General features: G+C 69.0%; 22 protein-coding genes. 18 read left to right on the forward strand and 4 right to left on the reverse strand.

All coding sequences use genetic code 11. From position 1 onward, the window contains the following. Positions 1-553: 553 nt before the first annotated feature. The 5 genes from PJ250_RS07765 to PJ250_RS07785 all read left to right on the forward strand — a co-directional run bounded on the left by PJ250_RS07765 (position 554) and on the right by PJ250_RS07785 (position 4,439). Positions 554-1,360, forward strand: a complete 807-nt coding sequence (locus PJ250_RS07765) for an XAC0095 family protein (protein ID WP_271648011.1) — start codon at positions 554-556, stop codon at positions 1,358-1,360. Between the two features lie 382 nt (positions 1,361-1,742). Continuing rightward, positions 1,743-2,132: a DUF4260 domain-containing protein gene (locus tag PJ250_RS07770; RefSeq protein WP_271648012.1), complete on the forward strand. Its 390-nt coding sequence runs from the start codon at positions 1,743-1,745 to the stop codon at positions 2,130-2,132. Between the two features lie 159 nt (positions 2,133-2,291). Then, entirely contained in the window at positions 2,292-2,744 is a 453-nt protein-coding gene (locus PJ250_RS07775) for an MBOAT family O-acyltransferase (RefSeq protein ID WP_271648013.1), read from the forward strand. Positions 2,745-2,913: 169 nt separating this feature from the next. After that, positions 2,914-3,081 carry a hypothetical protein gene (locus tag PJ250_RS07780; RefSeq protein WP_271648014.1) on the forward strand — a complete coding sequence of 56 codons (168 nt, stop codon included), beginning with the start codon at positions 2,914-2,916 and terminating at the stop codon, positions 3,079-3,081. Further along, positions 3,078-4,439, forward strand: coding sequence for an Hsp70 family protein (locus PJ250_RS07785; RefSeq protein WP_271648015.1), 1,362 nt, complete (start codon positions 3,078-3,080; stop codon positions 4,437-4,439). Before PJ250_RS07780 ends, PJ250_RS07785 begins: the two co-directional genes overlap by 4 nt. Before the next feature lie 46 nt (positions 4,440-4,485). Here the strand turns inward: PJ250_RS07785 and PJ250_RS07790 are convergent, their stop codons facing one another. Then, positions 4,486-4,974 carry an Lrp/AsnC family transcriptional regulator gene (locus PJ250_RS07790; protein ID WP_271648016.1) on the reverse strand — a complete coding sequence of 163 codons (489 nt, stop codon included), beginning with the start codon at positions 4,972-4,974 and terminating at the stop codon, positions 4,486-4,488. A 317-nt stretch (positions 4,975-5,291) separates the two neighbouring features. On the opposite strand from PJ250_RS07790, the gene PJ250_RS07795 reads away from it, so the two are divergent. The 6 genes from PJ250_RS07795 (at position 5,292) to PJ250_RS07820 (ending at position 14,302) form a co-directional block, all read left to right on the forward strand. Beyond that, a complete protein-coding gene (locus PJ250_RS07795; RefSeq protein WP_271648017.1) occupies positions 5,292-7,541 on the forward strand; it encodes a TonB-dependent receptor in 2,250 nt (749 codons plus the stop codon). A gap of 150 nt (positions 7,542-7,691) precedes the next feature. After that, the gene (locus PJ250_RS07800) at positions 7,692-9,245 is read left to right on the forward strand and encodes an APC family permease (RefSeq protein ID WP_271648018.1); all 1,554 of its coding nucleotides are present in this window, start codon (positions 7,692-7,694) and stop codon (positions 9,243-9,245) included. Further along, positions 9,245-10,696 carry an amidase family protein gene (locus PJ250_RS07805; RefSeq protein ID WP_271648019.1) on the forward strand — a complete coding sequence of 484 codons (1,452 nt, stop codon included), beginning with the start codon at positions 9,245-9,247 and terminating at the stop codon, positions 10,694-10,696. The genes PJ250_RS07800 and PJ250_RS07805 overlap by 1 nt, the downstream gene beginning before the upstream one ends. Further along, positions 10,696-11,337, forward strand: a complete 642-nt coding sequence (locus tag PJ250_RS07810; RefSeq protein WP_271648020.1) for an FMN-binding negative transcriptional regulator — start codon at positions 10,696-10,698, stop codon at positions 11,335-11,337. The genes PJ250_RS07805 and PJ250_RS07810 overlap by 1 nt, the downstream gene beginning before the upstream one ends. Beyond that, the gene (locus PJ250_RS07815; protein ID WP_271648021.1) at positions 11,334-12,317 is read left to right on the forward strand and encodes an alpha/beta hydrolase; all 984 of its coding nucleotides are present in this window, start codon (positions 11,334-11,336) and stop codon (positions 12,315-12,317) included. Before PJ250_RS07810 ends, PJ250_RS07815 begins: the two co-directional genes overlap by 4 nt. Continuing rightward, positions 12,314-14,302: a S9 family peptidase gene (locus PJ250_RS07820; protein WP_271648022.1), complete on the forward strand. Its 1,989-nt coding sequence runs from the start codon at positions 12,314-12,316 to the stop codon at positions 14,300-14,302. The genes PJ250_RS07815 and PJ250_RS07820 overlap by 4 nt, the downstream gene beginning before the upstream one ends. 3 nt (positions 14,303-14,305) lie before the next feature. Here the strand turns inward: PJ250_RS07820 and PJ250_RS07825 are convergent, their stop codons facing one another. Next, on the reverse strand, positions 14,306-15,697 hold the full coding sequence (locus PJ250_RS07825) for a glycoside hydrolase family 30 protein (protein WP_271648023.1): 1,392 nt from the start codon (positions 15,695-15,697) through the stop codon (positions 14,306-14,308). A gap of 243 nt (positions 15,698-15,940) precedes the next feature. Here PJ250_RS07825 and PJ250_RS07830 point away from each other — a divergent pair, with 243 nt between their 5' ends. The 4 genes from PJ250_RS07830 (at position 15,941) to PJ250_RS07845 (ending at position 21,706) form a co-directional block, all read left to right on the forward strand. After that, positions 15,941-18,739, forward strand: a complete 2,799-nt coding sequence (locus PJ250_RS07830) for a TonB-dependent receptor (protein ID WP_271648024.1) — start codon at positions 15,941-15,943, stop codon at positions 18,737-18,739. A gap of 244 nt (positions 18,740-18,983) precedes the next feature. After that, positions 18,984-19,667 (forward strand): heavy metal response regulator transcription factor, encoded by a 684-nt coding sequence (locus PJ250_RS07835; RefSeq protein WP_271648566.1) that lies wholly within the window; start codon positions 18,984-18,986, stop codon positions 19,665-19,667. Continuing rightward, positions 19,664-21,115 carry a heavy metal sensor histidine kinase gene (locus PJ250_RS07840; protein ID WP_271648025.1) on the forward strand — a complete coding sequence of 484 codons (1,452 nt, stop codon included), beginning with the start codon at positions 19,664-19,666 and terminating at the stop codon, positions 21,113-21,115. Before PJ250_RS07835 ends, PJ250_RS07840 begins: the two co-directional genes overlap by 4 nt. A 93-nt stretch (positions 21,116-21,208) precedes the next feature. Then, on the forward strand, positions 21,209-21,706 hold the full coding sequence (locus tag PJ250_RS07845; protein ID WP_271648026.1) for a hypothetical protein: 498 nt from the start codon (positions 21,209-21,211) through the stop codon (positions 21,704-21,706). A gap of 125 nt (positions 21,707-21,831) precedes the next feature. Here the strand turns inward: PJ250_RS07845 and PJ250_RS07850 are convergent, their stop codons facing one another. Beyond that, positions 21,832-22,734, reverse strand: coding sequence for a LysR family transcriptional regulator (locus PJ250_RS07850; protein WP_271648027.1), 903 nt, complete (start codon positions 22,732-22,734; stop codon positions 21,832-21,834). Between the two features lie 98 nt (positions 22,735-22,832). Here PJ250_RS07850 and PJ250_RS07855 point away from each other — a divergent pair, with 98 nt between their 5' ends. Then, entirely contained in the window at positions 22,833-23,843 is a 1,011-nt protein-coding gene (locus tag PJ250_RS07855) for a zinc-binding alcohol dehydrogenase family protein (protein WP_271648028.1), read from the forward strand. A 70-nt stretch (positions 23,844-23,913) separates the two neighbouring features. Beyond that, positions 23,914-24,411, forward strand: a complete 498-nt coding sequence (locus PJ250_RS07860) for a PH domain-containing protein (RefSeq protein ID WP_271648029.1) — start codon at positions 23,914-23,916, stop codon at positions 24,409-24,411. 11 nt (positions 24,412-24,422) lie between these two features. On the opposite strand, the gene PJ250_RS07865 is transcribed toward PJ250_RS07860, so the two are convergent. Beyond that, positions 24,423-24,782: a ribonuclease E inhibitor RraB gene (locus PJ250_RS07865; RefSeq protein ID WP_271648030.1), complete on the reverse strand. Its 360-nt coding sequence runs from the start codon at positions 24,780-24,782 to the stop codon at positions 24,423-24,425. Between the two features lie 166 nt (positions 24,783-24,948). On the opposite strand from PJ250_RS07865, the gene rmuC reads away from it, so the two are divergent. Continuing rightward, positions 24,949-26,532: a DNA recombination protein RmuC gene (gene rmuC / locus PJ250_RS07870; RefSeq protein ID WP_271648031.1), complete on the forward strand. Its 1,584-nt coding sequence runs from the start codon at positions 24,949-24,951 to the stop codon at positions 26,530-26,532. Positions 26,533-26,637 lie beyond the last annotated feature (105 nt).

Here is a 26,637-nt window from a genome sequence, read left to right on the forward strand (position 1 = left end):
AGCTTGCGCATACATACAACCAGCGTAGCTTGGCCAGCTTTTGGCATTCCCGCGGTTGCTGAGGACACACCTTCATCTCGGGGGCCAGCCCACGGCCGAGATCTTGGGTCGTGTCCTCGCTTTTTTGATTCGCTCGAAGATGGTGGTAGCGAATGATGCCATCGCATATTCGGGGGAAATTCCCCGGCAGGTGCTGGTTGGAGCAATGGTGGCATTGCAGGGTTTCCCATCCTCGGTGGTGAACCTTGTGCAGCAAGTTGAAAGCGTTGCGGTCGAAGCACGCTCGACCTTCTGTCGGTCGCATCGCAGAAAGGATCCCGCGGCGGTTGACAAGGCTGCTCACTGTCAGCAATCTCTAAAGCACGGAGCGTAGAAACTCCTCTCATAGCGGTACCCACCTCCGAAAATCCGGTGGGTTTTTTGTGCCTGCCTCGCGCAGGGACAAGCCGACGCGATGCCTGCGTCGGGAGGGCGGCCAATACAACACCCGCAAGGGGAATACGCCCGCCGTCTATGAGCGGTTTCTAACCTCCCGACTTCCCGTCCGCCGTTCATGGCGGGCGGTCACTTCATGGTGAAAGGAGAAGCGGCGATGACGGAACAGACGTTTGACGATCAAGATGCGGGCGACTTTCTGCGGGAGAACAGCGGGCTGTTGCTGAAGCAGGTCAGGAATCACATCCACTTTCTGGCGCGGCTGGCCCAGTCAAACGCCATGGGCGGGACCCAGGACGTGGCACCGGACGTGGGCATGGCCGAGGTGTTGTCCTGCCTGGACCAGTTGTCTGAGCAGCTGGATTTGTTGCTCAAGGACGTGACCGCTTACGGGCGTAGGGGTCACCCACAGATGGCGGACCTTGCCGATGTCATTGCGGCGCACAGCGACGCTTCCGGAGAAGATGAGGAAGACGACGAAGAAGAAGCGTCATCGCCGGACCACCCAGGGGATGAAGAACGCGATGACGTCCCCGCATCCCCTGCCCGCCATGACACCTACGCGCAGCGGCTGGTCTTCGGCGTGACCCTGGCGCAGATCGACACGCTCCAACAGCTGATTGCGGGTATCAAGGCGTATGCCGATGCGGTGTTCGCCGATGGCATGGCGGACTTCGCACCCGGCACGTTGGCGACGTTGGGCAGCACGATCTTCGACCGGGCCAACGATGTGTCTGAGATCCTCAGGGAGATCAATGCGCAGTCGCTGCAGCAGGGTCGCGCGGGCTTTGCGGTGGAAGAGACCGCGCCCGCCTACCTCGTCCAGGGGCGGGCCGGAAGAAGCCATTTGTCGCGCGGCACGCAAGCGTGGGAGATGCCGGTGACACCCGTGGCGCGACACACCGATCCACTGCACCTGCACTGAGCGAGTGGCGAACGAGGACAGCCGATCTCGTTAATGATGCGGACCAGCGGCGGTCTCTGGGACGCCGCTGGTACGTCGCCCCAGGGTGAACGTCATCCCCGTCATATCCATGTGCGCGGTGGGCGTTCCCATTGGCTTCGGGCTCGAACTTGCAGCCGTCATCGCCGACTGGCTGCCGCGGGTGCCCCATCAATGGACGCGCGGTCACCGCCGTGGCGATGGGGCGACATTGTGGATTCCACACCGGGCCCGCTCGCACATGCGAGCGGCCGTACGGTCCGGCGCTTATGCGGACCTGCGCGCAATAAACTAGGGCGCTGATTCACACGTAGCGACCGACCACGCCGTCTTGGCTTGGGCGCCAGGCGCCAGGAGAAGTGTCATGGCAGGTGCGGCATCGGGGGGTATACGGATCTTGCTTCGCCTTGAGGGGCTCTGCGTCTTCGTCGTCAGCCTGCTGGCCTATGCAAGGTATGGCGGGACTTGGGGAGCATTTGGCCTGTGCCTTCTCGCGCCGGACCTGTCCTTGTTTGGCTATCTGGCCGGACCCAAGGTTGGTGCCATGGCCTACAACGTCGCGCACTCCCTGATCGGCGCGCTGGCGACGCTGGCGGCGGGAATCATGCTGTCCGCGCCCCTGGCCGTCATCGCCGGCATCATCTGGGTGGCCCACATCGGCCTCGACCGCGCGCTAGGGTATGGTCTGAAATATTCGAATGGATTTGGAGTGACCCACTTGGGTCTGATCGGGCGTACGCGGGTTGACGCCTGAACTTCAGTCAAGCCGAAGTCGATTCGTGGCTCGGCTGGGTGGGGAGCCGGGATTGAGGAGGTGAAGGTCCAGCGTTCGCAATCGTCCAGGTCTGATGCGTTACCCACGCTCGCGCCCAGTGCCAAGTCGCGTCAAAAAGCATTGCAGTAGACTGAAAGCATGCAACGCGACGCGCTTTCCCTGTCCCAGTACATCGTCTATCGCAACGGGGTCCCTGCGGGCGCGCGCGGCGGTCTGCGGAACATGTTTCATCGCGCGTTTGGTGCCGCGACGTTTGCGGGTTTCTGGCGGCACTGGAACCCCATCTTTGGCTATGTGCTGGGCCGTTACATCTACTCGCCGCTGCAGCGTGTTGTGCCAAGGCCGCTGGCGCTCATCCTGACGTTCGTGGTCTGTGGCGCGGTCCATGACCTGGTGACCATGGCGGTGCGTGGAGCGCCAGCGTTCTTCTTCGTCCCCTGGTTTGTTCTGCTGGGCACTGGCGTCGTGCTCGGACGCGCCGTTGGGCTGGATCTTTCAGGGCGGCCGTGGGTCGCAAGGGCCGCGGCCAACCTCGCCTATGTGCTGGCCTGCTTGGCCATCACGCTCGCTGGGGAGTGCTTCATCTGGTAGGGCTGCGCCCCGCTCGTCCCCTCAATCCTGGGCCGGGCTTCGGCTTGCTCCCGTCAGCGTCAGCCAGAGCGGACCAGGCCCGACGCGCCGCAGTCCTGAAGCGATCGTTCGCGGCGCGACAGCAACTCGTGCTTATCAATCGACGCTGTGGCTCGCGCGCGAGGTCTTCATGGAGCAAACGCGCCACGCGCTGCTGCGCCTTTGGTACGCCTGGATGGCGCTGCCTGGTGGCCTCGCGATGAACGCGGGCCGTGTGCCCGGTGCGCCGGATTTGCACGCCATCGCCGGCTGCGGCACAGTGCGCGGCCTTTTCGCGCAGGCACGGCGGGCGTCATGAAGCTCGGCATCGATTTCGGCACCAGCAATTCAGCGGCAGCAGCGGTCGTGGAGGGCGCGGTCGTGCCGGTGCTGTTCGGTGAGCAGGGGCAGTTCAAGACCTCGGTGTATTTCCCCGAGGTGATGCAGGAGCTGGATCAGTTCCAGCTCACCGCCGCGCAGGAATACGAGCTGCAGCAGCTGATCGAAGTCGGGCGGCGTGACGCGCTGGCCGCCGGCCAGGACCGCGGCGAAGACGCGTTGCGCCGCGACGCGCTGCGCGCGGTGCGGCGCGAATGGATGGAAGACCAGATGCGCCAACCGCGCAGTTCGGCCGCGCTGCTGCAGAATGCGGTCTATGGCGACGACGCGCTGGACGCCTATTTCGCCGAAGGCCAGGGCCACCTGGTGCAGAGCCCCAAGTCGATGCTGGGTTACGACCTGCATCCACGCGCGCGGCAGACCATCACCGGCATCGCCACCCACATCCTGGAGCACATCCGGCTCACCGCGCAGCGCCAGTTCGGCCAGCCGGTGCGCGCGGCCACGCTAGGGCGGCCGGTGCAGTTCCGCAGCTCGCTGGGCGAGGCCGGCAACGGCCAGGCGCTGGAGATCCTGCGCGAGGCAGCGCTGGCGGCGGGCTTCGATGCGATCGACTTTCTGGAAGAGCCCTCGGCTGCGGCGATGGGCCACCACGCCGCCAGTCCGACGCGCCACGAAGTCGTGGTGGTGGATATCGGCGGCGGCACCAGCGACATCGCCCACGCCGATGTCGGCGGCGCGCAGGCTCCGCAGGTGCGTCGCGCGTGGGGCGTGGCGCGTGGTGGCACCGATGTGGACCTGGCGCTGAGCCTGGCCGGCTTCATGCCGCTGTTCGGGCGCGGGCTCACGCGCGTGCCCAACCATCACTACACCGATGCGGCGACCATGCACGACCAGACCCGGCAGCGGGACTTCGCCCGCGCCCGCTTTGGCGAACGCGTGCCGCAGCCGTTCCGCGACCGGCTGCAAGCGCTGCAAGACACCGGCAACACCGCGCGCCTGTCGCGCAGCGTGGAGCGCAGCAAGATCGCGCTGAGCGCGGCCGACGCGCATGTCGACGCGTTGGAGTACATCGAACCTGGCCTGGCGGTGTCGCTGCAGGCCGCGGGCCTGGCGAGCGCGGCCGGCGGATTCGTAGGCGAGCTGCGGGCGCTGCTGGCGCAGGTGGCGGCCGACATCGGCCATGCCCCGGACGCGGTGTTCCTCACCGGCGGCATGTCGCGCGCGCCTTACGTGCGCCAAGTGGCGGCCGAGGCCTTCCCCAGCGCGCGGCTGGTGCACGGCGATCCGTCCTTCGGCGTGGTCCAGGGCCTGGCCCTGGCCGCGGCACAGGGCTAAAGCGCGGTCAGCGCTGGCTCGGCAGCGCGGGCAACAGCGTCGGCGATCAGGCGCGCGGTGCGTTCAACGTCAGGGGGTAGCCGGAGAACGGTTTGACCTCGTCCATCAGGAAGTGGGAGACGATCTTCTCCACGCCGTAGTCGCCGCCCAGCAGGGCGCGGGCGATGTCCTTCCAGTGGTGCACGTCGTGCACGATCACCCGCAGCAGGTAGTCGTAGGACCCGGAGACGCGGCTGGCCTCGACCACCTCGGGCATCTCAAGGATGCGGCGGTCGAACTCGGTGAACTCGTCCAGGGCGTGCTGCTTGAAGCTCACCTGCGCCAGCACGATGGTCGCCGAGCGGATCCGGTCCACCGCGACATGGGCGCGGTAGCTGCGGATCAGGCCGCGTTGCTCCAGCGCCCGCACCCGCGCCAGACACGCGCTGGGCGACAGCGCGACCCGGTCGGCCAGGGCCTGGTTGGTGATCCGTGCATCCTGCTGCAGCACGTCGAGGATCTTCAGGTCGGTGCGATCGGGCAATTTGGCTGACATGGCGGGGTTCTTGTGGCGGTGGGGCCGCCCGCCACGCTGCACGATGTGCGCAATTGGCGGGCCGGGACTGCAGATCCTGCGTTATTGCCGATGGTAACCCGCCGTTCCTGCGGCGTGCGCGGAATAAATTCCTTTCTAGATCAATTAATTGAGCGCGTGAAAGGCTCCGTGGTTTCTGCTGGACGCGGTTTGTAATTTCACCTACTACTGGTCTCGAGCAGGAGTTCGCTGCCAGGCGATGGGGAGGTCGCGCTGGCCATCAGGGGGACATCGGAGGTTCCGCCAACCCGCCAACCGTCCAAAGGGGACCGTCCGCCATGAAGTCGTTGCCGATCACCGCTCTCTCCCGCGCCGTGCGCGCCGCCTGTCTGCTTGGTTTCGCCGTGTCCAGCGCCACGCCAGCCTTCGCCCAGGACAGCGACAGCGCCGCCACGCCGCAGACCAAGGAGCTTGAGACCATCGTCGTCACCGCCGGCAAGCGCAACGAGTCGGTGCGCGAGATCGCCGGCTCGGTCAGCGCCGTCACCGCGGCCGAACTGGACGCGCTGGGCGCGCAGAGCCTGTCCGACTACATCCAGCGCACCCCGGGGGTGGTGTTCAACAGCTACCAGCCGGGCGTGTCGCAGGTGGTGATGCGCGGCATCGCCACCAGCGCGGGCAACGTGCAGGGCCAGGCCACCACTGGCTTCTTCCTCAACGAGGTGCCGCTGACCGAGCCGGGCTGGACCATCGTGGTGCCCGACATCGACACCTTCGACCTCAACCGCGTCGAGGTGCTGCGCGGCCCGCAGGGCACGCTGTTCGGCTCGGCCTCAATGGGCGGCGCGATCAACTACATCGCCAACGTGGCCGATACGAGCGGCTTCGACGCGGCGGCCGAGGCCACGGTGAGCCAGACCAAGAACGCCGATGTCGGCTTCGGCGCCAAGGCCATGGTCAACGTGCCGGTCAAGCAGGACCTGCTGGCGTTCCGCGCCGTGGCCCAGTACCGCGACGATCCGGGCTACCTGGACAACATCGGCACCGGCAAGCAGGGCGCCAACACCACCAAGCTGGCCGGCGGGCGCTTCTCCGCGGTGCTGACCCCGGCCGAAGGCACCACGCTATCGTGGTTGAGCCTGCTGCAGAACACCGACTCGGACGATAACGCCTACCAGATCGAGGGCCTGGCCGACCTGACCCGCAACACCGCTGTCCCCGAGTACACCAACACCAAGGTGGCCGTGCACAGCCTGCGCCTGGACCAGGACCTGGATGGCATGACGCTGACCGCGCTGCTGGCCTACCAGAAGAAGAAGCAGGACTGGCGCTTCGACTACACGCCGATCCGCGGCGCCTACAACGCCGACCTGGATCTGGACCTGACCAGTCCGCTGGCGATCTATTCCGGCGGCGAGAGCACCGGCAAGAGCCTGGAAGTCCGCCTGGCCTCTGACACCGGCAGCCGCTTGGAGTGGCTGGTCGGCGGCATGTACTTCGACACCAGCAAGGACCTGTACGAAACCATCGGCGCCGACGGCGCGGCCGCGGCCTTCGACAACTCCTCGCTGTACGGCCCGGGCGCCGGTGCGGTGATCGCGCCGGATGGCCGCATCTTCAATGCCTTCTACACGCACCTGGACGGCTCGGAAGCGGCGCTGTTCGGCGAAGGGTCGTTCTCCTTCACCCCCGAGTGGAAGCTGACCGTCGGCGGCCGCCTGTTCCGCACCAAGATCGAGTCGATCTCCACCCAGGTCGGCTTCTCCACCTATCCGGGCAATCCGATCGTCACCCCGTCGCAGACCAAGGAGGACGGCTTCAATCCCAAGGTCTCGCTGTCCTACACGCCCAACGGGAACGTCATGTTCTACGGCCTGGTGTCCGAAGGCTTCCGCTTCGGCACGCCCAACACCAGCGGGCTGAGCGCCTATCCGATCCCGTCCGGCTCCAAGTCCGACAGCCTGGTCAACTACGAGCTGGGCACGCGCACCAGCTGGGCAGATGGCCGCTTCCTGCTGGATGCCACCGCGTTCTACGTCGACTGGAAGGACATCCAGCTGCGCCTGCAGACGCCGGATTTCTACAACTACGCGGCCAACGGCGGCAAGGCGTACAGCCGCGGCATCGAGCTGTCCACGCAGTGGCGCCCGAGCGGCCAGTTCGAGTGGGCAAGCAGCGTGACCTGGCAACACGCGCGCCTGGATGAGGATCTGTTCATCCTCTACTACGGCACCGCGCCGGCTGGCTCGCAGCTGCCGGGCTCGGCCGACTGGTCGGTCAACAACACGCTGCGCTACTACTTCGATGCGGCCTATGCGCCGACCGTATCGCTCTCGCACCAATACCTGTCCAGCGGCATCAGCGACCTCAACTCGGCCGTGCCGGGCGTGACGCCGAACGTGCAGGGCAACTACAACCTGTTCGACCTGCGCTACAGCATGACCTTCGGCGGTACCGAGGTCAGCCTGTGGAGCACCAACCTGACCGACAAGCGCGGGGTCACCCGGGAAGTGGCCGAGGTCAACGGCATCGGCCAGGGCATCGTGCGGCCGCGCACCGTCGGCATGACGGTGCACTGGAAGTACTGAGCCGCCAGCGGGCCGATGCGTCGCCGCGTCGCGGCGCACCGGCCCGGATCGATTCGATGCGCCGCTTGAGCTTCCACGACCTGTCCGTCTCCTTCGCCATCGATGCGCGCGACAGCGCACGCACGTCCCATGACACCCAGGATCCCCGCCATGGCTGATGCCTCCCGCCCGCTGGACCGCTGGCGCCAAGCCCTGCACCGCAAGTCGATCGACGTGGTGGTGGCCGATACCGAACGCGCCGGCCTGCAGCGCAAGCTCGGTGCCGGCAGTCTGTTGATCCTCGGCATCGCCAACATCCTCGGCGCCGGGATCTACGTGATGACCGGCGAGGCCGCGGCTAGCTTCGCCGGCCCGGCGGTGCTGCTGTCCTTCATGCTGGCCGCGCTGGCCTGTGGCTTCACCGGGCTGTGCTACGCCGAGCTGTCCTCGGTGATCCCGGTGTCCGGTTCGGCCTACAGCTATTGCTATGTGACCCTGGGCGAGGGCTGTGCCTGGGCGCTGGGCTGGATGGTGATCCTGGAATACGTGCTGTCGGCCTCGGCGGTGGCGGCGGGTTTCGCCGGATACCTGACCAGCCTGCTCGGCGATGTCGGCGTGCACGTGCCGGCATGGCTGGCCACCTCCACCCTCACCGCGCTCCAGCAGGACGGCCATACCGTGCTGGCCGGCAGCGGCGGCATCAACCTGGTCGCGGCGCTGGCGGTGCTGGTCACCGCCTGCGTGCTGATCGCCGGGGTCAGCCAGTCGGCGCTGGTCAACGCGGTGCTGGTGGTGATCAAGGTCGCCGTGCTGGTGTCGTTCATCGTGGTCGGCGCGCGCTATGTCGACGGCGCGCACTGGCAGCCGTTCCTGCCGCCCAACGAAGGCGGCTTTGCGTACGGCTGGCCGGGCGTGCTGCGTGCGGCGGCGATGCTGTTCTTCGCCTACCTGGGCTTCGAAACCGTCTCGATGGCTGCCTCGGAGACTCGCAATCCGCGTCGCGATGTGCCGTTCGGCATCCTCGGTTCGCTGGTGGTGTGCACGCTGCTGTACATCGCCGCCGGCGCGGTGCTGACCGGCATCGTGCCGTTCCGCGAGCTGGGCGTGCCCGATCCGGTCGCGGTGGCGGTGGATCGCATGGGCTGGCCGTGGTTCGCGGTGTTGATCAAGATTGGTGCGCTCACCGGGCTGGGTTCGGTGTTGCTGGCCAATGGCTATGGCGTGTCGCGTGTGGCGGTGAATATCGGCCGCGACGGCCTGCTGCCCAAGCTGTTCGCCCATGTGCACAAGACCCGTCGCACGCCGTGGCTGGGCAACCTGACCTTCGGCGTGATCGCCGCCGTGCTGGCGGCGCTGCTGCCCATCGGGGTGCTCGGTGACCTGATCTGCTTGGGCATCGCTTCGGCCTTCATCGTGGTGTGCATCGCGGTGATGTGGCTGCGCTCGGTGCGCCCGGAACTGGTCGGCGGCTTCCGCGTGCCGCTGGGCGGTGTGTGGATCGGCAAGGCCTGGATCGGCACCGTGCCGGTGCTGGGCATCGTGCTGTGCCTGACCATGATGGCGCCGGTGCTGGGCGACATGATCCAGCAGGTGCGTCGCGGCGATCCGCTGCCTGCGCTGATCCTGGCCGGCTACGTGCTGGCCGGCGCGCTCATCTACTTCTTCTACGGCCAGCGCCACGCCCGGCGCCTGGCGCATGTGAACCCGCCATCCCCGGAATCCTGATGTCTTTCCCTGAAGTCCCCTTGTCCCAGGCGTGCTCGCTGGGGCGCCTCGATGCGCACGACCAGGCCGCGTTGCTCGCACGTGGCGAACTGTCGCCGGCCGAACTGACCGCCGCGGCGATTGCCCGCGCGCGGCACTTCGCGCCAACGCTGGACGCGCTGAGCCATACCGATTTCGCACGCGCGCTGGCGCAGGCCGACGCGCTGTCGCGTCCCGATGCGCAGGCCCCGATGCGCGGCGTGCCGTGGCTGCCGAAGGACTCGCTGCGCGTGATCGGCATGCCGACCCGCGGCGGTTCGCGCAGCCGCACCAGCGCGCCGGCCACCGACCAGCACGCCTTCGCGCAACGCTGCGCCGACGCGGGCCTGGTCGCGCTGGGCAAGAGCGCGATGCCGGAGTTCGGCCTGATGGGCGTGACCGAACCGCTGCTCGGTCCGGTCACGCGCAACCCGTGGTCGCTGGCGCATTCGCCGGGCGGCTCCAGCGGCGGTGCGGGCGCGGCATTGGCCGCAGGCGTGGTGCCGCTGGCGCATGGCAGCGACGGCGCCGGGTCGATCCGCATTCCCGCCTCGGCCTGCGGCGTGGTGGGCCTCAAGCCCGGCCGCGGCACCACGGTGCGCGTACGGGCGCGCCATCCGATCGAGGACCTGATCGTCGCCGACAGCCTGATGTCGCGCAGCGTGCGCGACAGCGCCTGGGCCTTCGCCGCGTTGCATCCGGACCGGCCCGCAGCGGTGAGCGCGCCGCTGGCACGACCGCTGCGCATCGCGCTGGCGGCCGACACGCTGCAGGGCGTGGCGCCCGATCCGCAGGTCGCCGACGCCCTGGCGCAGGCCGTCGGGCTGTGCGAAGCGTTGGGCCATCGTGTCGAAGTCGTGCCGCTGCCGCTGCCTGGCGCGCAGGTGTTCGAGGCGGCGATGACGCTGTGGTCGCACCTGGGCGCCGATGCGCTGGAAACCGCCGAAGCCGCGTTCGGCGCGGCCGGCGCGCGCGCGGCGCTGGAACCATTCACCGTTGGCCTGTCGGACTGGAACCGCGCCCACTGCGGCGTGGCCGAGCTGGAACGGGCCTATGCGGTGCTGGCCGCGCTGCCGGGCGCGTTCCATGCCTTCCACGCACGCCATGACGTGCTGCTGACCCCAACCCTGCGCACGCCGCCGCCGCGGATCGGCCGCTTCGCGCCGGACGGCGACTTTGCCGCGGTGTTCGCCGGCATGTTCGACTGGATGGGCTATACGCCGCTGCAGAACCTGGCCGGCACCCCGGCGATCAGCCTGCCCCTGGCGCATGGCGCCGACGGCCTGCCGATCGGCGTGCAGTTCGCCGCCGACCGCGGCCAGGAGCCGCTGCTGCTGGCCCTGGCCTTGCAGCTCGAATCGGCCGCGCCGTGGCGCGACCGCTGGCCGCCGGTGTCGGTGACCACCCCAGAACTTGGCAAGGACACACACTGATGGGACATGCCCGCGACAGCCGCTTCGCCGCGCGCGACAGCAACGACCTGCTGCGCCTGCTCGCCACCCAGCCGCTGGCCTGGCTGGTGTCGGCCGGCGGCGAGGATGCCTGCTTCAGCCCGCTGCCGTTGCGCGCGGAGCTGGACGCCTCCGGCGAACTGGTCGGCTTGATGGGCCACCTGGCCAGACGCAATCCGCACGTCGCGCGCCTGAAACGCGATCCGCAGGCCACCGCGCTGGTGCTGGGCCCGCAGGCCTACGTTTCCCCGAGCTGGCTGGACGACCGCACCCAGGCGCCGACCTGGAACTACGCCGCGGCGGTGTTCCAACTGGAGGTGACGCTGAGCGAGGCGCCGCAGGACATCGCGGACGAACTCGATGCCTTGGTCACGCAGATGGAAGCCGGGCGCGCCCGCGCCTGGGCGCTGGAGGAAATGGGCGAGCGCTATGCACGTCTGGCGCTGGGGGTGACCGCGCTGCGCGGCCGCATCGTCGCCCGGCACTCGACCTTCAAGCTGGGCCAGGACGAGGCCCGCCACGACTTCGCCCAGATCCTGGCCGGGCTGAGCGCCGGCGGCGAGGACACACTGGTGGCCTGGATGCGCGACTTCGCCGCGCGCGAACATGGAGACACGCCATGAGCGCGGCACTGGATGCGCTGGACCTGCAGCTGCGCCGCTTCGTCGAGGACGTATGCGAGGAGGGCGCGCGCCTGCGCGCAGGCCGCGCGCTGGACTGGCCGCAGCGACGCCAGATCGCCGCGCAGGTGCGCGCGCCCTGGTGCGCGGGCGGTCCGTCGATGCAGCAGGTCCAGGAGCATTGGCTGGAAGCCGACGGCCACGCCTTCCGCGTACGCGTGTTGCGCCCGGCCACGGCGCCGGTGGTCGCTCCGGCCCTGTTCTATCTCCACGGCGGCGGCTGGTGCATGTTCAGCATCGACACGCACGACCGGCTGCTGCGCACCTATGCGCACGAGGCCGGCGCGGTGGTGGTGGCGATCGATTACGCGCTTGCGCCCGAGCATCGCTATCCGTTGGCGCTGGACCAGTGCGTGGCCGCGCTGGCCTGGCTGCGCGCGCAGGCGCAGGCGCTCGGCATCGATGCCGCGCACCTGGCGCTGGGCGGCGATTCGGCCGGCGCCAACTTGGCCGTGGCGAGCGCGCTGCGGCTGCGCCAGGCGCAGGCCCTGTCCGGCGTGCGGGCGCTGCTGCTCAACTACGGGGCCTTCGACACGCGCATCTCGGACACCGCCGCGCGGCTGGGCACCCCGGAGGATCTGCTGACCGTGGCCGAGATGGAAGAATTCTGGACCAGCTACCTGGGCCCCGACGCGATGACCAACGACGACCCCCTGGCGCAGCCGCTGCGCGCCGACCTGCACGACCTGCCGCCAGCGCTGCTGCTCTATGGCGACCGCGATGTGCTGGGCGAACAGAGCGTCAGCATGGCCCAGCGCCTGCGCGAGGCGGGCGGCCAGGTCGAACTGCGCCGCTACCCGGGCGCCCCGCACAGCTTCGTCGAGGCGATGGTGGTGTCCGAGCAGGCGCGCGCGGCAGTGGCCACGGGCGCGGCTTGGCTGCGTCGCCATCTGGTTCCTTCCTCGCAGGAGAGCGCCGCATGAAGCGGATCGTGCTGCGCTGTCTGTTTGCCGTGTTCTACGGCATGGGCGCGATGTCCGCGGGGGCGCAAACGCCCACGGCCCCGCATCGGCCGACGCCGGCCGACTTCGTCGCGCTGGCGCAGGTGGGCGATCCGCAGATCAGCCCGGACGGCACGCGCATCGCCTACGGCGTGGCCACCCCGCAGGGCGATGGCAAGCCCGCGCATCGCCAGCTGCAGCTGATCGCCGCGACCGGCAAGGCCGCGCCGCGGCCGCTGGACGGCGCCGGCACGGCCGACGACAGCACGCCGCAGTGGTCGGCCGATGGGCGCCAGCTCCTGTTCCTCTCCGATCGTGCCTTGCCTGTTGCCGAGGCGGCGCCCAAGCCCGCGGCGACCCAGGTCTGGCGCGTCGATGCGCAGGGCCACGACGCCAGGGCGCTGACCCGCGCGGCCAGCGACGTCGCCAACTTCGCCCTATCGGCCGACGGCAGCCAGCTGGCGTATCTGGCGGTGGATCCGCCCTCGCCGGACATGCAGGCGCGCATCGCCGCCAAGGACGATGCGGTCGAGGTCGATCATCCCCGCCTGTTCAAGCGCCTGTGGGTGCAGGACCTGGCCAGCGGCACGGCGCGTGTGCTGAGCCCGCCCGGCCTGCAGGTGCAGGACGTGGCCTGGGCACCGGATGGCCGGACGCTGGCGCTGCGCGTCTCCGACGACACCACGCTGAACGGCTACTGGTATCAATCGCGCGTGGTGGTGCTGTCGCTGGCCGACGGCACGCTGAGCCCCCCGCTGGAAGCGTTGGCCTCGGCGTTCCCGCTGCAGTTCTCGCCCGACGGCACCCGGCTGCTCTACGGTCACATCGCGCCCTACGGCATCGTCGCCACGATCTACGTCCATGACTTGGCCAGCGGCAAGCGCGTGGCCCTGGCCGAGGACTGGCCCGGCACGCTGTGGCTGGCGCGCTGGCAGGACCGCCGCACGCTGGTCGCGCAAGGCCTGCATGGGGTGCGTGGCGAATTCCTGCGCGTCGACGCCGCTAACGGTGCCTGGCGTACGCTGGCGACCCCGCAGATCGCCTATCCCAGCTTCAGCACCGCGCGCACGGGCCGCACCGCCTTCATCGGTCTGCGCGACGACCAGCCGGCCGAGGTGTGGACGCTGGATGGCGGCAAGCTGGCCGCACGTACCGACAGCAACCCGCAGGTGGCCGGCTGGGCCCACGGGCAGGTGCGCGACCTGGCGTGGACGTCATCCAAGGATGGCCGCCGCATCACCGGGGTGCTGGTGACTCCGCCCGGCTGGAAGGCGGGCACGCCGCTGCCGACCCTGGTCCAGGTGCATGGCGGCCCGGCCGAGGCCTGGTGGTCGGGCTGGATGGGCTCGTGGCACGACTGGGCGCAGCTGCTGTCCACGCGCGGCTATGCGGTGTTCCTGCCCAACCCGCGCGGCTCGGAAGGCCAGGGCCATGCCTTCGCCGAGCTGGTCCGGCACGACTGGGGCGGGGCCGACTTCCAGGACCTGCTCGATGGCGTGGACATGCTCGAACGCGAAGGCGTGATCGACCCGCAGCGCCTGGGCATCGGCGGCTGGAGCTACGGCGGCTACATGTCGGCCTGGGCGGTGACCCAGTCCAAGCGCTTCAAGACCGCGATCGTCGGTGCGGGCGTGATCGACATCGGCGCGGCGGCGCTGACCACCGATGTGCCGACCTACGCGCCGGGCTACTTCGGCGATCCGGTGACCAACCGTGCCGAGTACGACGCGCATTCGCCAATCCGCTACGTGGACCGGGTCAGCGCGCCGGTGTTGATCCTGCACGGCGAGGCCGACGCGCGCGTGCCGCTGAGCCAGGGCCAGATGTTCTATCGCGCGCTCAAGTTCCATGGCACGCCGGTGGAGATGGTGACCTATCCGCGCGGGCCGCACTGGTTCACCGAGCAGGCCGCCGGCCGCGACGTCCAGCAGCGCGTGCTGGACTGGCTGGACACGCACCTGCGCTGAGCGCTACGGCGGCGATGGCGTCCAGGTGAAGGTCGCCAGGCTGCGGCCGGGCAGGGTGTAGCGGAAGCCCTGATTCCCATCGCGCACCGAGAAGGTGCGCGGCACCGGCGCGCTGTTGGCGACCACCAACACGCGGCCGCCATCGGGATTGACGAAGGCCACGTTGTCCACGCCGTCCATCGCCGCGCTGGAGGCGACGCGATGCGCGCCGGGCGGGACGAAGCGGCTGGCGTGGGCCAGGGCGGTGTAGTCGTCGGTGCGGGTGACCTGGCCGCTGGCCGGGTCGATGGTGACCACGCCGCGACAGGTGCCGCAGCCGCCGGCATGCGGGCCGCCCTGCGGATCCAGGGCGAGGTTCCAGAACAGGACCCCGCGCGCGTCGTGACGCACCGAATCGATGATCAGCCGCCGTGCCTGCAGCACCAGGCCGCCGCTGCGCAGCGGCTCCCAGTCGCCGCCGGAACACTCGGTCATGTACACGTCCTTGTCCGGGTAGGCGGCGTGCACGGGCGACTGCGCGTCCGGGCTGCCCTCGTAGCAGTGCCAGGCCACGGCATCCACGTAGCGCCTGGCGTCGGGATCGGCGAGCACGGCCAGCGGCTCCTCGGGCTTGCTCCAGTTGTGGTCCCAGTCGAACAGCATCGGCGAGGCAGCGCCACGCGCGGCCAGCAGTGGGCCGAGGTGCTGGCCGATGAAGCGCGCGCGGGCCGGTGCGTTCAGACGCATGCCGGGGTAGCTGCTGGGTTCGAAATCCGGCTCGTTCTGCACGGTCAGCGCCCAGATCGGGATGCCCTGTCCGTCCATGGCATCGACATAGCGCAGCAGGTAGCGGGCGAAGGCGTCGTAGGCGGCCGGGTCCAGCGTGCCCTGGATCAGGCTGCGGTTGGACTTCATCCACGCAGGCGCGCTCCACGGCGAGGCCATGACCTTGAGCTGCGGGTTGATGGCCAGCGCCGCGCGGGTGACCGGCACCACGTCGGCCAGGTTGGGCGCGATGGAGAAGTGCGCCAGCGTCGGATCGGGCGCGTTGTCCGGCGTGTCGTCGAGGGTGTAGTGGCGACGGGAGAAGTCGGACGCCCCGATGGTCAGCCGCGCAAAGCTCAGGCCGATCCCGTCGCCGTCGCGCCCGAACAGTTCGTCCAGCAGCGCGGCGCGGGCGTGCGCGGGGAGCTGCTGGATCAGGTCGGCCGAAGCGTCGGTGATCGAGGCCCCGAAGCCGACCATCGCCTGCTGCGGTGACCCGGCATCGATCTCGACGGCGATGGGCAAGGCATGCGGCTCCCCCAGCGTGGCCGGCGCCATTGGCGCCAGGGTGTACTGATGGGAATTGGTGCTCAGCCAGACCCGGGCCTGCCGGCTTGCGCCCAGGGCGCTGGCGGACACAAGCGCGGTCATCAACACGGCACAGCGAAGGAGACGGGACATCGGAACGGGGGCTGGCGGGCGGGCCAACACCCTGCCGCAGTGGCGCGCGCAAGACATGCTGCGTCGCCGCATATCCGCACATCTGGCCGAGGCATACACGGCGCAAGCGGTTGGCCTGACTGGAAACGATTTTTGCCGGGAGCTAAAACGTTTGACACGCTCTGTCACGGTCTCGTATGACAGCGTTGTCAGCTCAACGCCCTGGGAGGGGACATGACCAAGACTTCCATGCGGAGGCCTCGTGCTTCCGCGTCCGGCGTGCCCGTTGCGCGCCGCCTCGCCACCGCCTGCTGCCTGGCCCTGCTGGCCGTGCAGGCGCAGGCCCAGCAGGCCAGCGATCAGACCCGGTCCGCCGACACGCAGGACCAGGCCACCACGCTGGACAGCGTCAAGGTCACCGGCATCCGCGCCGCCATCGCCAATGCGGTGGAGAAGAAGAACGAGGCCACCTCCATCGTCGAGACCATCTCGGCCGAGGACCTGGGCAAGCTGCCGGACGTGTCCATCGCCGACTCGCTCTCGCGCCTGCCGGGCCTGGCCACCCAGCGCGTGGACGGCCGTGCGCAGGTGATCAACATCCGCGGCATGTCCGAGCAGTTCGCCGGCACGCTGCTCAACGGGCGCGAGCAGGTCAGCACCGGCGACAGCCGCGGTGTGGAGTTCGACCAGTACCCGTCCGAGCTGATCAACGCGGTCACCGTGTACAAGACCCCGGACGCCGCGCTGATCGGCCAGGGCCTGTCGGGCACCGTGGACCTGCAGACCATTCGCCCGCTGGACCTGAGCGAGCGCCGCGTGGTCTTTGGCGGTCAGGGCGAATACAACTCGCTGGGCGACCTCAGCGATGACGGAAAATCACGTGGCTATCGCGCCAGCGCGTCCTACGTGGACCAGTTCGCCGACGACACCTTCGGCGTGGCGTTGGGAATCGCGCGGCTCAACTCGCCGTTCCAGGAACAGCACTACAAGTCGTGGTGGTGGGCGGACCTGGATCGCGTGGACTGGGATGGGCCGTACCAGGCCGGTCGTCCGCTCAATGCCATCGCCCTGCAGGGTGACGAAGCCTGGATCAAGTCGCGCGACCTGCAGCGCGACGGCGTGATGGCCGTGTTCGAGTTCAAGCCCAACGACCAGTTCCATTCGATCCTGGACCTGTATTACTCCAAGTTCGACCAGGACGAGGTCATGCACGGGACCATGTGGTCCAACGCCTCGGATTTCGTGGGCGAAAACGGCCTGGGCACCAGCTACACCAACGCCCAGACCACCGACAAGGACGGCTATCCGGTCGTCACCAGCGGCACGCTCAACAACGTGCAGCCGATCGTGCGCAACGACAGCAACCAGCGCCAGGACAAGCTGTTCTCGGTCGGTTGGAACAACGCCTTCAAACTGGGCGAGCGCAGCACCTTCACCGCCGATCTCAGCTACTCGCGCGCCAAGCGCAACCAGTCGGCGCTGGAGCTGTACGCCGGCCGCCTGGACGGCCAGAGCATCGACTTCGACCTGATGACCACGCCGGGCTATTCGCAGTTCGCGCTGCCGGACATGGCCGACGCCGGGGCGGTGTACCTGTGGGACCCGCAGCACTACAACCATGACGGCCGCCTGGAATACTCCCGGCAGAAGGACACCATCAAGGCCGGTCGCTTCAATTTCAGCCATGACCTGGACAACGAGGTCATCCGCAGCGTCGATGTCGGTGTGAACCTCAACAAGCGCACCAAGGAGAAGTCGGCCGACGTGTTCTTCGCCTTCCTGCCGGGCGAGACCCCGACGCTGGTCGATCCTTCGCTGCTGCAGTCGCCGGTGTCGCTGGACTTCACCGGCATGGGCAATGTGCTGGCGTTCAACCCGTGGGCGCTGCTGGACCCATACTACGACGTGGTGCTGAGCGAATCCAACGACGACCAGCGCAAGGATTTCGTGGTCGAGGAAAAGGTCAACACGTTCTACGTGCGCGCCAACATCGACATGGACCTGACCGACCGCATCCGCGTGCGCGGCAACGCCGGCATGCAGTACATCACCACCGACCAGTCCTCGACTGGTTTCAACGCCTCCAACACCTCGGTGATCACGCCGTTGACCAATGGCGCGCAGTACAGCGACTTCCTGCCCAGTGCCAATCTGATCTTCGACTTCGGCGAAGGCTGGCTGATCCGCGCCTCGGCGGCCAAGGTGATGATGCGCCCGCCGATCAACTACCTCAGCGCCGACGCCGGCGCCGGCGTGGCCACCACCGGGCCAGAAGCGGGCCTGTGGTCGGGCAGCGGCGGCAATCCGACCCTGGAGCCGTACCGGGCCAATGCCTTCGACCTGTCCTTCGAGAAGTATTTCGGCGAAGGCAGCTACGTGGGCCTGGCGCTGTTCCGCAAGAACCTGCAGACCTACATCTATCGCCAGAACCTGCAATGGGATTTCAGTGGCTATACGCCCGACCCCGATGCGCCGACGCCGATCTCCAACATCGGCACGTTCAACACCTGGGCCAACGGCACCGGCGGCTACATGCGCGGCGCCGAGCTGTCCACCGCGCTATCCGGCAGCCTGCTTGGCGACTGGCTCGATGGCTGGGGCACCCAGCTCAACGTGAGCTATACCGAGTCGTCGATCGATCCGGACCCCAACGATGACTCGGCAGGCACCGACACCATTCCGGGCTTGTCCAAGGTCGTGGCCAACGCGACGGTGTACTACGAGAAGCACGGCTTCTCCGCACGCCTGAGTCAGCGCTACCGCGACGGCTACCGGGGCGAATACAGCGCGCTGTTCGGCCAGCGTCAGTACCGCAACACGCTGAGCGAACGCACGCTGGATTTCCAGCTCAGCTATGCTTTCCCCGAAGGCAGCGCGCTGGCGGGCCTGACCCTGATCGGCCAGGTCAACAACCTCACCGACGAGCCGTTCCGCACCGAGGTCAGCGAGAGCACCGGCACCGGGCTGTTCTTCCCCGAGGAGTACACCAAGTACGGCCGCCAGTACCTGCTGGGCTTCCGTTACGAGCTGTAGGCGACGCGGCGGTCGTGGGAGCCGCCATGGCGGCGATGTGGCGCAACCGGGAAAGCCTCGTCGCCGCCGTGGCGGCTCGCACTCACTCACAGGCGGCAGCGCGGTTCGTGCAACACTGCTTGAACCGCTGACAGAATCGTCAGCGCACTGTCAGGAAGGCGTTGGGCCCCGGTGGACACACTGGCCCGGTACCTTCCGACAGGACCGCCGCATGAGCATCGCTCCCGCCACCTACCACGACGCCATGAAACTGCTGATCATCGAAGACGAGCCCAAGACCGCCGGCTACCTGACCCGGGGCCTGGGCGAGCAGGGTTACAGCGTCGACCACGCCGCCAACGGCGTCGATGGCCTGCACCTGGCCCTGACCGGCGACTACGACGCGATCGTGCTGGACGTGATGCTGCCGGGCATGGACGGACTGCAGGTGATGCAGTCCCTGCGTGCCCAGCGCGACACGCCGGTGATCATGCTCACCGCGCGCGACCAGGTCGACGACCGCCTGCGCGGCCTGGGCGCCGGTGCGGACGATTACCTGATCAAGCCGTTCTCCTTCCTGGAACTGCTGGCGCGCGTGCAGGCCATCACCCGCCGCGGCCGCGCCCACGAGTCCACCCAGATCCAGGTCGGCGACCTGCACATCGACCTGCTCGCGCGCCGCGCCACCCGCCGCGGCCGCCGTTTGAACCTGTCGGCCAAGGAGTTCGCGCTGCTGGCCGCGCTGGCGCGCCGCCGCTCGCAGATCCTGTCCAAGACGGTGATCACCGAGACGGTGTGGGACATCAACTTCGACACCAACACCAACGTGGTGGAAGTGGCGATCAAGCGCCTGCGCGCCAAGCTGGAATACCCGGGCGAAACCAAGCTGCTGCACACCGTGCGCGGCATGGGCTACGTGCTGGAGCAGCGCGAGGAAGACGCGGCGTGACCACGCGCTCCATCGCGGCGCGCCTGGGCCTGATGTTCGGTCTGGCCGCCACGGTGGTGCTGGCGATCCTCGCCGTCTCCCTGTTCCTGTTCCAGTCCTACGAGCTGCAGCGCCACAAGCGTGAGGAGCTCAGCGCGCGGCTGGTGATCATCGAGCGCCTGTCCCACCAGGCCAGCGACCTGAAGCACTGGGCGTACTTCCGCGACAAGCTGGCCGACTTCACCCCAGAGGACGGCAGCCTCTACTTTGCGGTCGAAAGCGCAGACCCGCGCTTCCGCGTGGGTGAGCGGTTCCTGGATCAGGCGACCTTCGACGAGCATGGCGAGGGCTTCGGCAACGCCATCCTGCCCAATGGCCAGCGCTATCTCACCGTAGCCCATGTCTTGCCGCCAGAGGGCGACCGCCCCGCCGTGCGCCTGATGGTGGCCGCCGGGCAGCGTGACATCGAATCGGCCGAATGGCTGCTGGCGGTGGGCATCGTGGTGCTCTCGCTGGTGGCCATCGCCGCGGTCTCGGCCACCGGCTGGTGGATCGCCCGTCGCGGCCTGGCCCCGGTGGACCGGCTGAGCGAGTACGCACGCCGGCTGGATGCGCGTGATCTGACCCTGCGCCTGCCGGCCGACGACCTGCCGACCGAGCTGGACGGCCTGGTGGTCTCGCTCAACGAGGCGCTGGCCCGGCTGCAGCGAGCCTACGAGCAGCTCAATGCCTTCAACGCCGATGTGGCCCACGAACTGCGCACACCGCTGGGCAACATGATCGGCGAGACCCAGGTGACCCTGTCGCGCGCGCGCTCGACCGACGCGCTGGAGTCCACGCTGCAGTCCAACCTGGAAGAACTCGAGCGCCTGCGCAACATCATCAACTCCATGCTGTTCCTGGCCCGCGCCGACCGGGGCGAAACCGCCCGCGACCTGGTCGAGGTCTCCCTGCACGAGGCCACCACCAAGTCGGCCGAATTCATGGAAATGCTCATGGAGGACGCCGGGCTGGAGCTGCGCATCGTCGGCGACGCGCGCGCCTGCGTGGAGCAGTCGCTGTATGCCCGGGCGATCACCAACCTGTTGGACAACGCCCTGCGCCATGGCGCGGCGGGCAGCACCGTGCACGTGGACATCGCCGACGGGCCCGATGCGGTGAGCGTCACCGTGCGCAACCAGGCCACGCCCATCCCGCCGGACAAGCTGGCGCATCTGTTCGACCGCTTCTACCGGGCCGACCCCTCGCGCACTGGCAGCGACCAGAACCACGGCCTGGGCCTGGCCATCGTCAAGGCCGTGGCACAGCTGCACGGCGGCTCGGTCTTCGCCGAGTCGCGCCAGGGCGAGGTGGCCATCGGCCTGCGCCTGCCGCGGGTGCCGCGCACCGACCCTCCGTCCCGCCCGGACAGGCCGGCTGCCCGCGCCGCCCGTGATTCAGCGCTGCCCAGCGCCCAGCCCAGCCACTGAGCCGGGCGCCGCTGGTCGCTGGGCGGCCGCCGCGTTTACAGTGCGGCCCTGCGTTGTGAATGGGCGCGTGCTGCGCCGGGATCAGGAAACTCCATGCTTGCCCTGCTGCTCGCCGCCGCGACTGCCGTCGCCCCTGCGGACACCCGTGAGGTCACCGTGCAGACCGCCGTCCCGGCGCCATGCCTGGCGGTCTACCAGGGCCCGCCGCAGGGCAGCCACCTGCTGATATCCGCCCAGACCCTGGGCAAACTGGCCCATCAGGATGCCGACGGCCTGCCCCTGGACGCACGCATGGCCCGGATCATGGCCAAGCGCGCCCAGGCGCTGCTGGATGCCGCCAAGGGTGCCGCGCCCGATCCGCAGGGCTGCCAGCCGGTGTCGCTGGCCCCGCTGCACGATGCCGGCTACGTCGTCATCCCCCTGATCGAGGCCGGCCGGGTCGCGGTGTGGTCGCAGGCGCGCGGCGCCCTGGCGTCCACGATCCACACCCGGCAGAACGCCTGCACCCTGGATGCACCGGCCGGTGGCTTCAGCGCCACGATCGAAGGCGAGGCCACCGCGTTCTTCGCCATGGTCACCTGCGTGACCTGAGCGCCATGGGTGTGGGCGACGGGTGGGGTCCGGCACATTGGCGAGTGGCTTGATCGGGAAGGTCTCGTCGCCGCCGTGGCGGCTCCCCCAGCAGCGATGCCCTCAACGCTTCCTCGAAAGCGGACTCAGGGCGGGGCGAACAGCGCCTGCAGCCGCTCGGCCAGCAGGGCATGCAGCTGGCGCACCGCCGGGGAGAACTGACGCCGGTGCGGGCACGCCAGCTGGATCGGAAACGGCTCGCCGTGGTCGGGCAACAGCCATTCCAGGCGACCGGCGGCGATGTCGGCCTGCACGTCCAGCCACGACTTGTAGGCGATCCCGTGCCCGGCCAGCGCCCACTGGCGGGTGATGTCGGCGTTGTTGCTCAGCAGGCTGCCACGCACGTGCACCACCTGGCGCTGGCCGTCCACCTCGAAGTTCCAGCGGTCGTAGGCGCGCGCGCCCACCATGTACAGCACCGCCTCGTGTTCGCGCAGGTCCTCCAGCCGCGTCGGCCGCCCACGCCGTGCCAGGTAGTCCGGCGCGGCGACCAGGACGTGGCGGTTGTCCGGCAGCAGCGGCAGGGTCACATAGCGCGCATCGTCGAAGCGGCCCTGGCGGATGGCTGCGTCCACCGGCTCGCGGAACACATCGGCCACCTGATCGGACAACAGCAGCTGCAGGGTCAGCTGGGGATGGGCGGCGCGGAACACGTCCAGCCACGGCAGCAGCACGTTGCGGCCCAGGTCCGACGGGGCCGACAGGCGCAGCGTGCCGGTCAGCGGCGCATCGTCGCCCCGCAGGCGTTCGCGGCCCTGGCGCAACATGTCGAGCACCTCGCGTGCGGTGTCCAGGTACTGCTCGCCCTCGGCGGTCAGGCGCAGCGCGCGGGTGGTGCGGGCGAACAGGCGCAGGCCGAGCTCGCGCTCCAGGCGCTTGATCGCCGCGCTGGCCTGGCCCGGCAGCAGGTCGGCCTCGCGCGCGGCGGCCGAAAAGCTGCCCAGCGCGGCGGTGCGCACGAACAGGGCCAGGTCGTCGAAGCGGATCATTTTCCCTCTGACGGTGAAAGTGATGCTCGATTGTGCCGCTTACCGGACGCAAACACCTGGCCGAAGATACTGGGCCATCCCCCTCGTGGAGTTCCCCCATGAAAGCCGTCGCCTATTCCCAGGCCGCCTTGCCGATCGAAGACCCCCAGGCCCTGGTCGACCTGGACCTGCCCCTGCCCGAGCCGGGCCCGCGCGATGTGCGGGTCAGGGTCCACGCCGTGTCGGTCAATCCGGTGGATACCAAGCTGCGCCGGCGGGCGCAGGTGAGCGAACCACGCGTGCTGGGTTTCGATGCGGCCGGCACCGTTGACGCGGTGGGCGCGGCGGTGACCCTGTTCAAGCCGGGTGACGCGGTCTACTACGCCGGGGCCATCGACCGCGCCGGCAGCAATGCCGAGTACCAGCTGGTGGACGAGCGCATCGTCGGGCGCAAGCCGGCGAGCCTGGACGATGCCCATGCCGCGGCGCTGCCGCTGACCGCCATCACCGCCTGGGAGCTGCTGTTCGACCGGCTGTGCGTGCCGGAGGGCAAAGGCCAGGGACAGGTGCTGCTGGTCACCGGCGCCGCTGGCGGGGTCGGCTCGATGCTGGTCCAGCTCGCGCGCAGGCTCACCGGCCTGACCGTGGTGGGGACCGCCTCGCGTCCGCAGACCCAGGCCTGGGTGACCGAACTGGGCGCCCATCACGTGATCGACCACCATCAGCCCTTGCTGCCGCAGTTGAAAGCGGTGGGCATCGATCAGGTCCAGCACGTCGCCAGCCTCACCCACACCGACAGCTATTTCGAGCAGTTCGTCGAGCTGCTGGCACCGCAGGGCCAGCTGGCGCTGATCGACGACCCGGCCACGCTGGACGCGCTACCGCTGAAGTCCAAGAGCATTTCGCTGCACTGGGAGCTGATGTTCACCCGCTCGCTCTACCAGACCGCGGACATGCAGGCCCAGCACGACCTGCTCACCCGCGTGTCCGACCTGATCGATGCCGGCACCCTGCGCACGACCTTCGGCGAGCACTACGGCGCGATCAACGCGGCCAACCTGCGCCGCGCCCACGCCTTCATCGAAAGCGGCCAGGCCCGCGGCAAGGTGGTGCTGGAAGGCTTCGACTGAGCCCCGCCATGGGGCGATGCGCGGCAGGCCCCATACTGGCGCGTCGATGGGACAAAAGGACAGGGACGGCATGGCGGCGCACAGCACGCCCTCGCGCCGGTATCGCGCCGGCGCCGCCACTTGGTTGGCCACCGGCGGCCTGGCCGCGCCACTGCTGGTGTTTGCCGGGGTGGCCGGCGTCCGGGGCAGCCTCGGGCTGGCGCTCGTGGCCGTGGTCATCGCCGGTCTGCTGCTGGCGGGCACCGCGCGCGTGGAACTGGTCCTGACCCCGGCCGGCGTGCGCTACCGGACCTTATTCACCACCTCTGCGCTGGCCTGGTCGCAGATCGCCGGGGCCTGGCTGGCCGCGCCGCGTGGACTGTGGTCCTACGGACGCGCGCTGCCGATGCTGGGCGTGGTGCCGCAGCAGGGCCGGACCCTGGTCCTCAGCCTGCGCGCGCTGCCGCGCGAGGCGATCGTCGATTTGGCGCACTGCCTGGCCGCGGGCGGCACGCCGGTACAGGTGGCCAATACCGGTCCGGCGCGTCGGGCGGCGGCCAGGCTCTGGGCGCCGCCCCCGCGCCGCTGAGGCCCATCGGCTCAGGCCGGGACGCCGGCCTGCTGGCTGCAGCCCCAACCGGTGCCATGCCCGCCGAAATGCTCGGCCACCTGCTGCAGGTACTGCTCGAAGTGGGTGATCTCGGCGTGCCGCGGCAGCATGTTGGCCACCACCAGCACCGTCCACGCGCCTTCGCCCTCGCCCTCTTCGGGCGCTTCCAGCTGGACCTTCAACTCGTTGCGAAACAGGAACATGCCGCAGTCCAGCGCGGCCTGCTCCTCGCTGAAATCCAGGGTGAAGTCGATCTCGCGCGGGATCGACAGGTCGTCGCCGGCCGAGGCCAGGCGCCACAGCACCTCGCCGTTCTCGTCATCGGGAAAGAGCAGGGGATTGCGCTGCATGGGCGGGTCCTTGCGCCAAGGATCGGGGCGGGCAGGATAGCGCTCCGCAGCGACACCGCAGTACCGGATCCAGGCCGGCCGTCCGTGTAGGGGCGGGCCGCGCGCTGCGCGCGTCTCCAGGCCGCCCGAAGCAGGTTCTGAGATCGGCGACCGATACACTGGCCCCATGCAACCTGACACCCTGATCCTTGGCGGACTGATCGCCGCCGTCCTCGTCCTGCAACTGGTGCTGCTGTTCCGCCGCAACGCCAACACTAGCCTGGAGCAGGCCCTGCGCGAGGAGCAGCGTATCGGCCGTGGCGAGCTGCGCGAGCAGCTCGAAGGCCTGGGCCGCCAGCAGGAGGCGCGGCTGGACCTGTTCGCGCGCAACCTCACCGACCTGTCCACCCGCACCGACGCGCGCCTGGACCAGCTGCGCGAGGCCCTGGGCGAGGACGCGCGCAAGGCACGCGAGGAGGGCGCGCTGTCCCAACAGCGCACCGCCGACCTGCTCGGCGCGCGCCTGCAGGACATGCGCACCCAGCTGGAGGCCTTCGGCCAGCAGCAGGAAACGCGCATCGTCGCCTTCGGCCAGCAGCTGGCCGAGCTGATCGCCCGCACCGATACGCACATGGCCGCCCTGCGCGAGCAGCTGGCCGAGGATGGCCGCAAGGCACGCGCCGAGAGCGGCGAATCGCTGGCGCGTTTCAGCGAGCAGCAGGGCCTGCGCCTGGTCGAGCTGACCCAGCGCAACGAGGCGCGCATCGCCGAGATGCGCACCACACTGGACGAGCAACTGCAGCGCCTGCAGGCCGACAACGCCGCCCGCCTGGAGCAGATGCGCGTGACCGTGGACGAGAAGCTCCAGGGCACGCTCAACGAGCGCCTGGATGCCTCCTTCAAGCTGGTCTCCGAGCGCCTGGAGCAGGTCCAGCGCGGCCTGGGCGAGATGCAGCAGCTGGCCACCGGCGTGGGCGACCTCAAGCGGGTGCTGACCAACGTCAAGTCGCGCGGCGGCTGGGGCGAGGTGCAGCTGGAGAACATCCTCGAGCAGACCCTCACCGCCGAGCAGTACGGGCGCAGCGTCAAGCTGCGCGCGGACAGCAACGAGATGGTGGACTTCGCCGTGCGCCTGCCCGGGCGCGGCGACCACGATGCGCCGGTGTGGCTGCCGATGGATTCCAAGTTCCCGCACGAAGACTACGAGCGCCTGCTCGACGCACAGGAGGCCGGCGACCTGGACGCCGTGCGTGCGAGCGGCACGCAGCTGGAGCGCGCCATCCGCCTGCAGGCCAAGTCCATCGGCGACAAGTACATCACCCCGCCGCAGACCACCGATTTCGCGGTGATGTTCCTGCCCACCGAAGGGCTCTACGCCGAGGTCATCCGCCGCCCTGGGCTGGTGGATCTGCTGCAGCGCGAGCACCGCGTGGTCATCGCCGGACCGACGACGGTCACCGCCCTGCTCAACAGCCTGCAGATGGGCTTTCGCACCCTGGCCATCGAGCAGCGCTCCAGCGAGGTGTGGGCGCTGCTGGGCGCGGTGAAGGGCGAGTTCGGCAAGTTCGCCGGCATCCTGGAAAAGGCCGAGAAGCAGATCACCACCGTCGGCCGCAGCCTGGGCGAGGCCAGCCGCAAGACCCGCACCATCCAGCGCAAGCTGCGCGGCGTGGAAAGCCTCGGCGCGCCGGAGTCGCAGGCCCTGCTGGGCGATCTGGGTGCTGACGCTGATGACGAATCAGCGACGACCGGTGAAGAAGCGGAGGGCTGAGCGATATCAACAAGCTGTTGCGTTGACCGACCGAATCGGCAGCCGACAGCGGCCGTTACACCCTCACGGAAAGCATCCGGCCATCGTCAGTGTCGCGGTGCACAA

The organism is Pseudoxanthomonas sp. JBR18, from assembly GCF_028198165.1.
GTDB lineage: Bacteria > Pseudomonadota > Gammaproteobacteria > Xanthomonadales > Xanthomonadaceae > Pseudoxanthomonas_A.

Bases quoted from the DNA above. Each gene is read 5' to 3' on its own strand.
- PJ250_RS07820 (WP_271648022.1), top strand. From the start codon at position 12,314: ATGAAGCGGATCGTGCTGCGCTGTCTGTTTGCCGTGTTCTACGGCATG.
- PJ250_RS07850 (WP_271648027.1), bottom strand. From the start codon at position 22,734: ATGATCCGCTTCGACGACCTGGCCCTGTTCGTGCGCACCGCCGCGCTG.
- PJ250_RS07805 (WP_271648019.1), top strand. From the start codon at position 9,245: ATGTCTTTCCCTGAAGTCCCCTTGTCCCAGGCGTGCTCGCTGGGGCGC.
- PJ250_RS07860 (WP_271648029.1), top strand. From the start codon at position 23,914: ATGGCGGCGCACAGCACGCCCTCGCGCCGGTATCGCGCCGGCGCCGCC.
- PJ250_RS07785 (WP_271648015.1), top strand. From the start codon at position 3,078: ATGAAGCTCGGCATCGATTTCGGCACCAGCAATTCAGCGGCAGCAGCG.
- PJ250_RS07815 (WP_271648021.1), top strand. From the start codon at position 11,334: ATGAGCGCGGCACTGGATGCGCTGGACCTGCAGCTGCGCCGCTTCGTC.
- PJ250_RS07835 (WP_271648566.1), top strand. From the start codon at position 18,984: ATGAAACTGCTGATCATCGAAGACGAGCCCAAGACCGCCGGCTACCTG.
- rmuC (WP_271648031.1), top strand. From the start codon at position 24,949: ATGCAACCTGACACCCTGATCCTTGGCGGACTGATCGCCGCCGTCCTC.
- PJ250_RS07825 (WP_271648023.1), bottom strand. From the start codon at position 15,697: ATGACCGCGCTTGTGTCCGCCAGCGCCCTGGGCGCAAGCCGGCAGGCC.
- PJ250_RS07770 (WP_271648012.1), top strand. From the start codon at position 1,743: ATGGCAGGTGCGGCATCGGGGGGTATACGGATCTTGCTTCGCCTTGAG.
- PJ250_RS07865 (WP_271648030.1), bottom strand. From the start codon at position 24,782: ATGCAGCGCAATCCCCTGCTCTTTCCCGATGACGAGAACGGCGAGGTG.
- PJ250_RS07830 (WP_271648024.1), top strand. From the start codon at position 15,941: ATGACCAAGACTTCCATGCGGAGGCCTCGTGCTTCCGCGTCCGGCGTG.
- PJ250_RS07855 (WP_271648028.1), top strand. From the start codon at position 22,833: ATGAAAGCCGTCGCCTATTCCCAGGCCGCCTTGCCGATCGAAGACCCC.
- PJ250_RS07845 (WP_271648026.1), top strand. From the start codon at position 21,209: ATGCTTGCCCTGCTGCTCGCCGCCGCGACTGCCGTCGCCCCTGCGGAC.
- PJ250_RS07800 (WP_271648018.1), top strand. From the start codon at position 7,692: ATGGCTGATGCCTCCCGCCCGCTGGACCGCTGGCGCCAAGCCCTGCAC.
- PJ250_RS07765 (WP_271648011.1), top strand. From the start codon at position 554: ATGGCGGGCGGTCACTTCATGGTGAAAGGAGAAGCGGCGATGACGGAA.
- PJ250_RS07795 (WP_271648017.1), top strand. From the start codon at position 5,292: ATGAAGTCGTTGCCGATCACCGCTCTCTCCCGCGCCGTGCGCGCCGCC.
- PJ250_RS07775 (WP_271648013.1), top strand. From the start codon at position 2,292: ATGCAACGCGACGCGCTTTCCCTGTCCCAGTACATCGTCTATCGCAAC.
- PJ250_RS07810 (WP_271648020.1), top strand. From the start codon at position 10,696: ATGGGACATGCCCGCGACAGCCGCTTCGCCGCGCGCGACAGCAACGAC.
- PJ250_RS07780 (WP_271648014.1), top strand. From the start codon at position 2,914: ATGGAGCAAACGCGCCACGCGCTGCTGCGCCTTTGGTACGCCTGGATG.
- PJ250_RS07790 (WP_271648016.1), bottom strand. From the start codon at position 4,974: ATGTCAGCCAAATTGCCCGATCGCACCGACCTGAAGATCCTCGACGTG.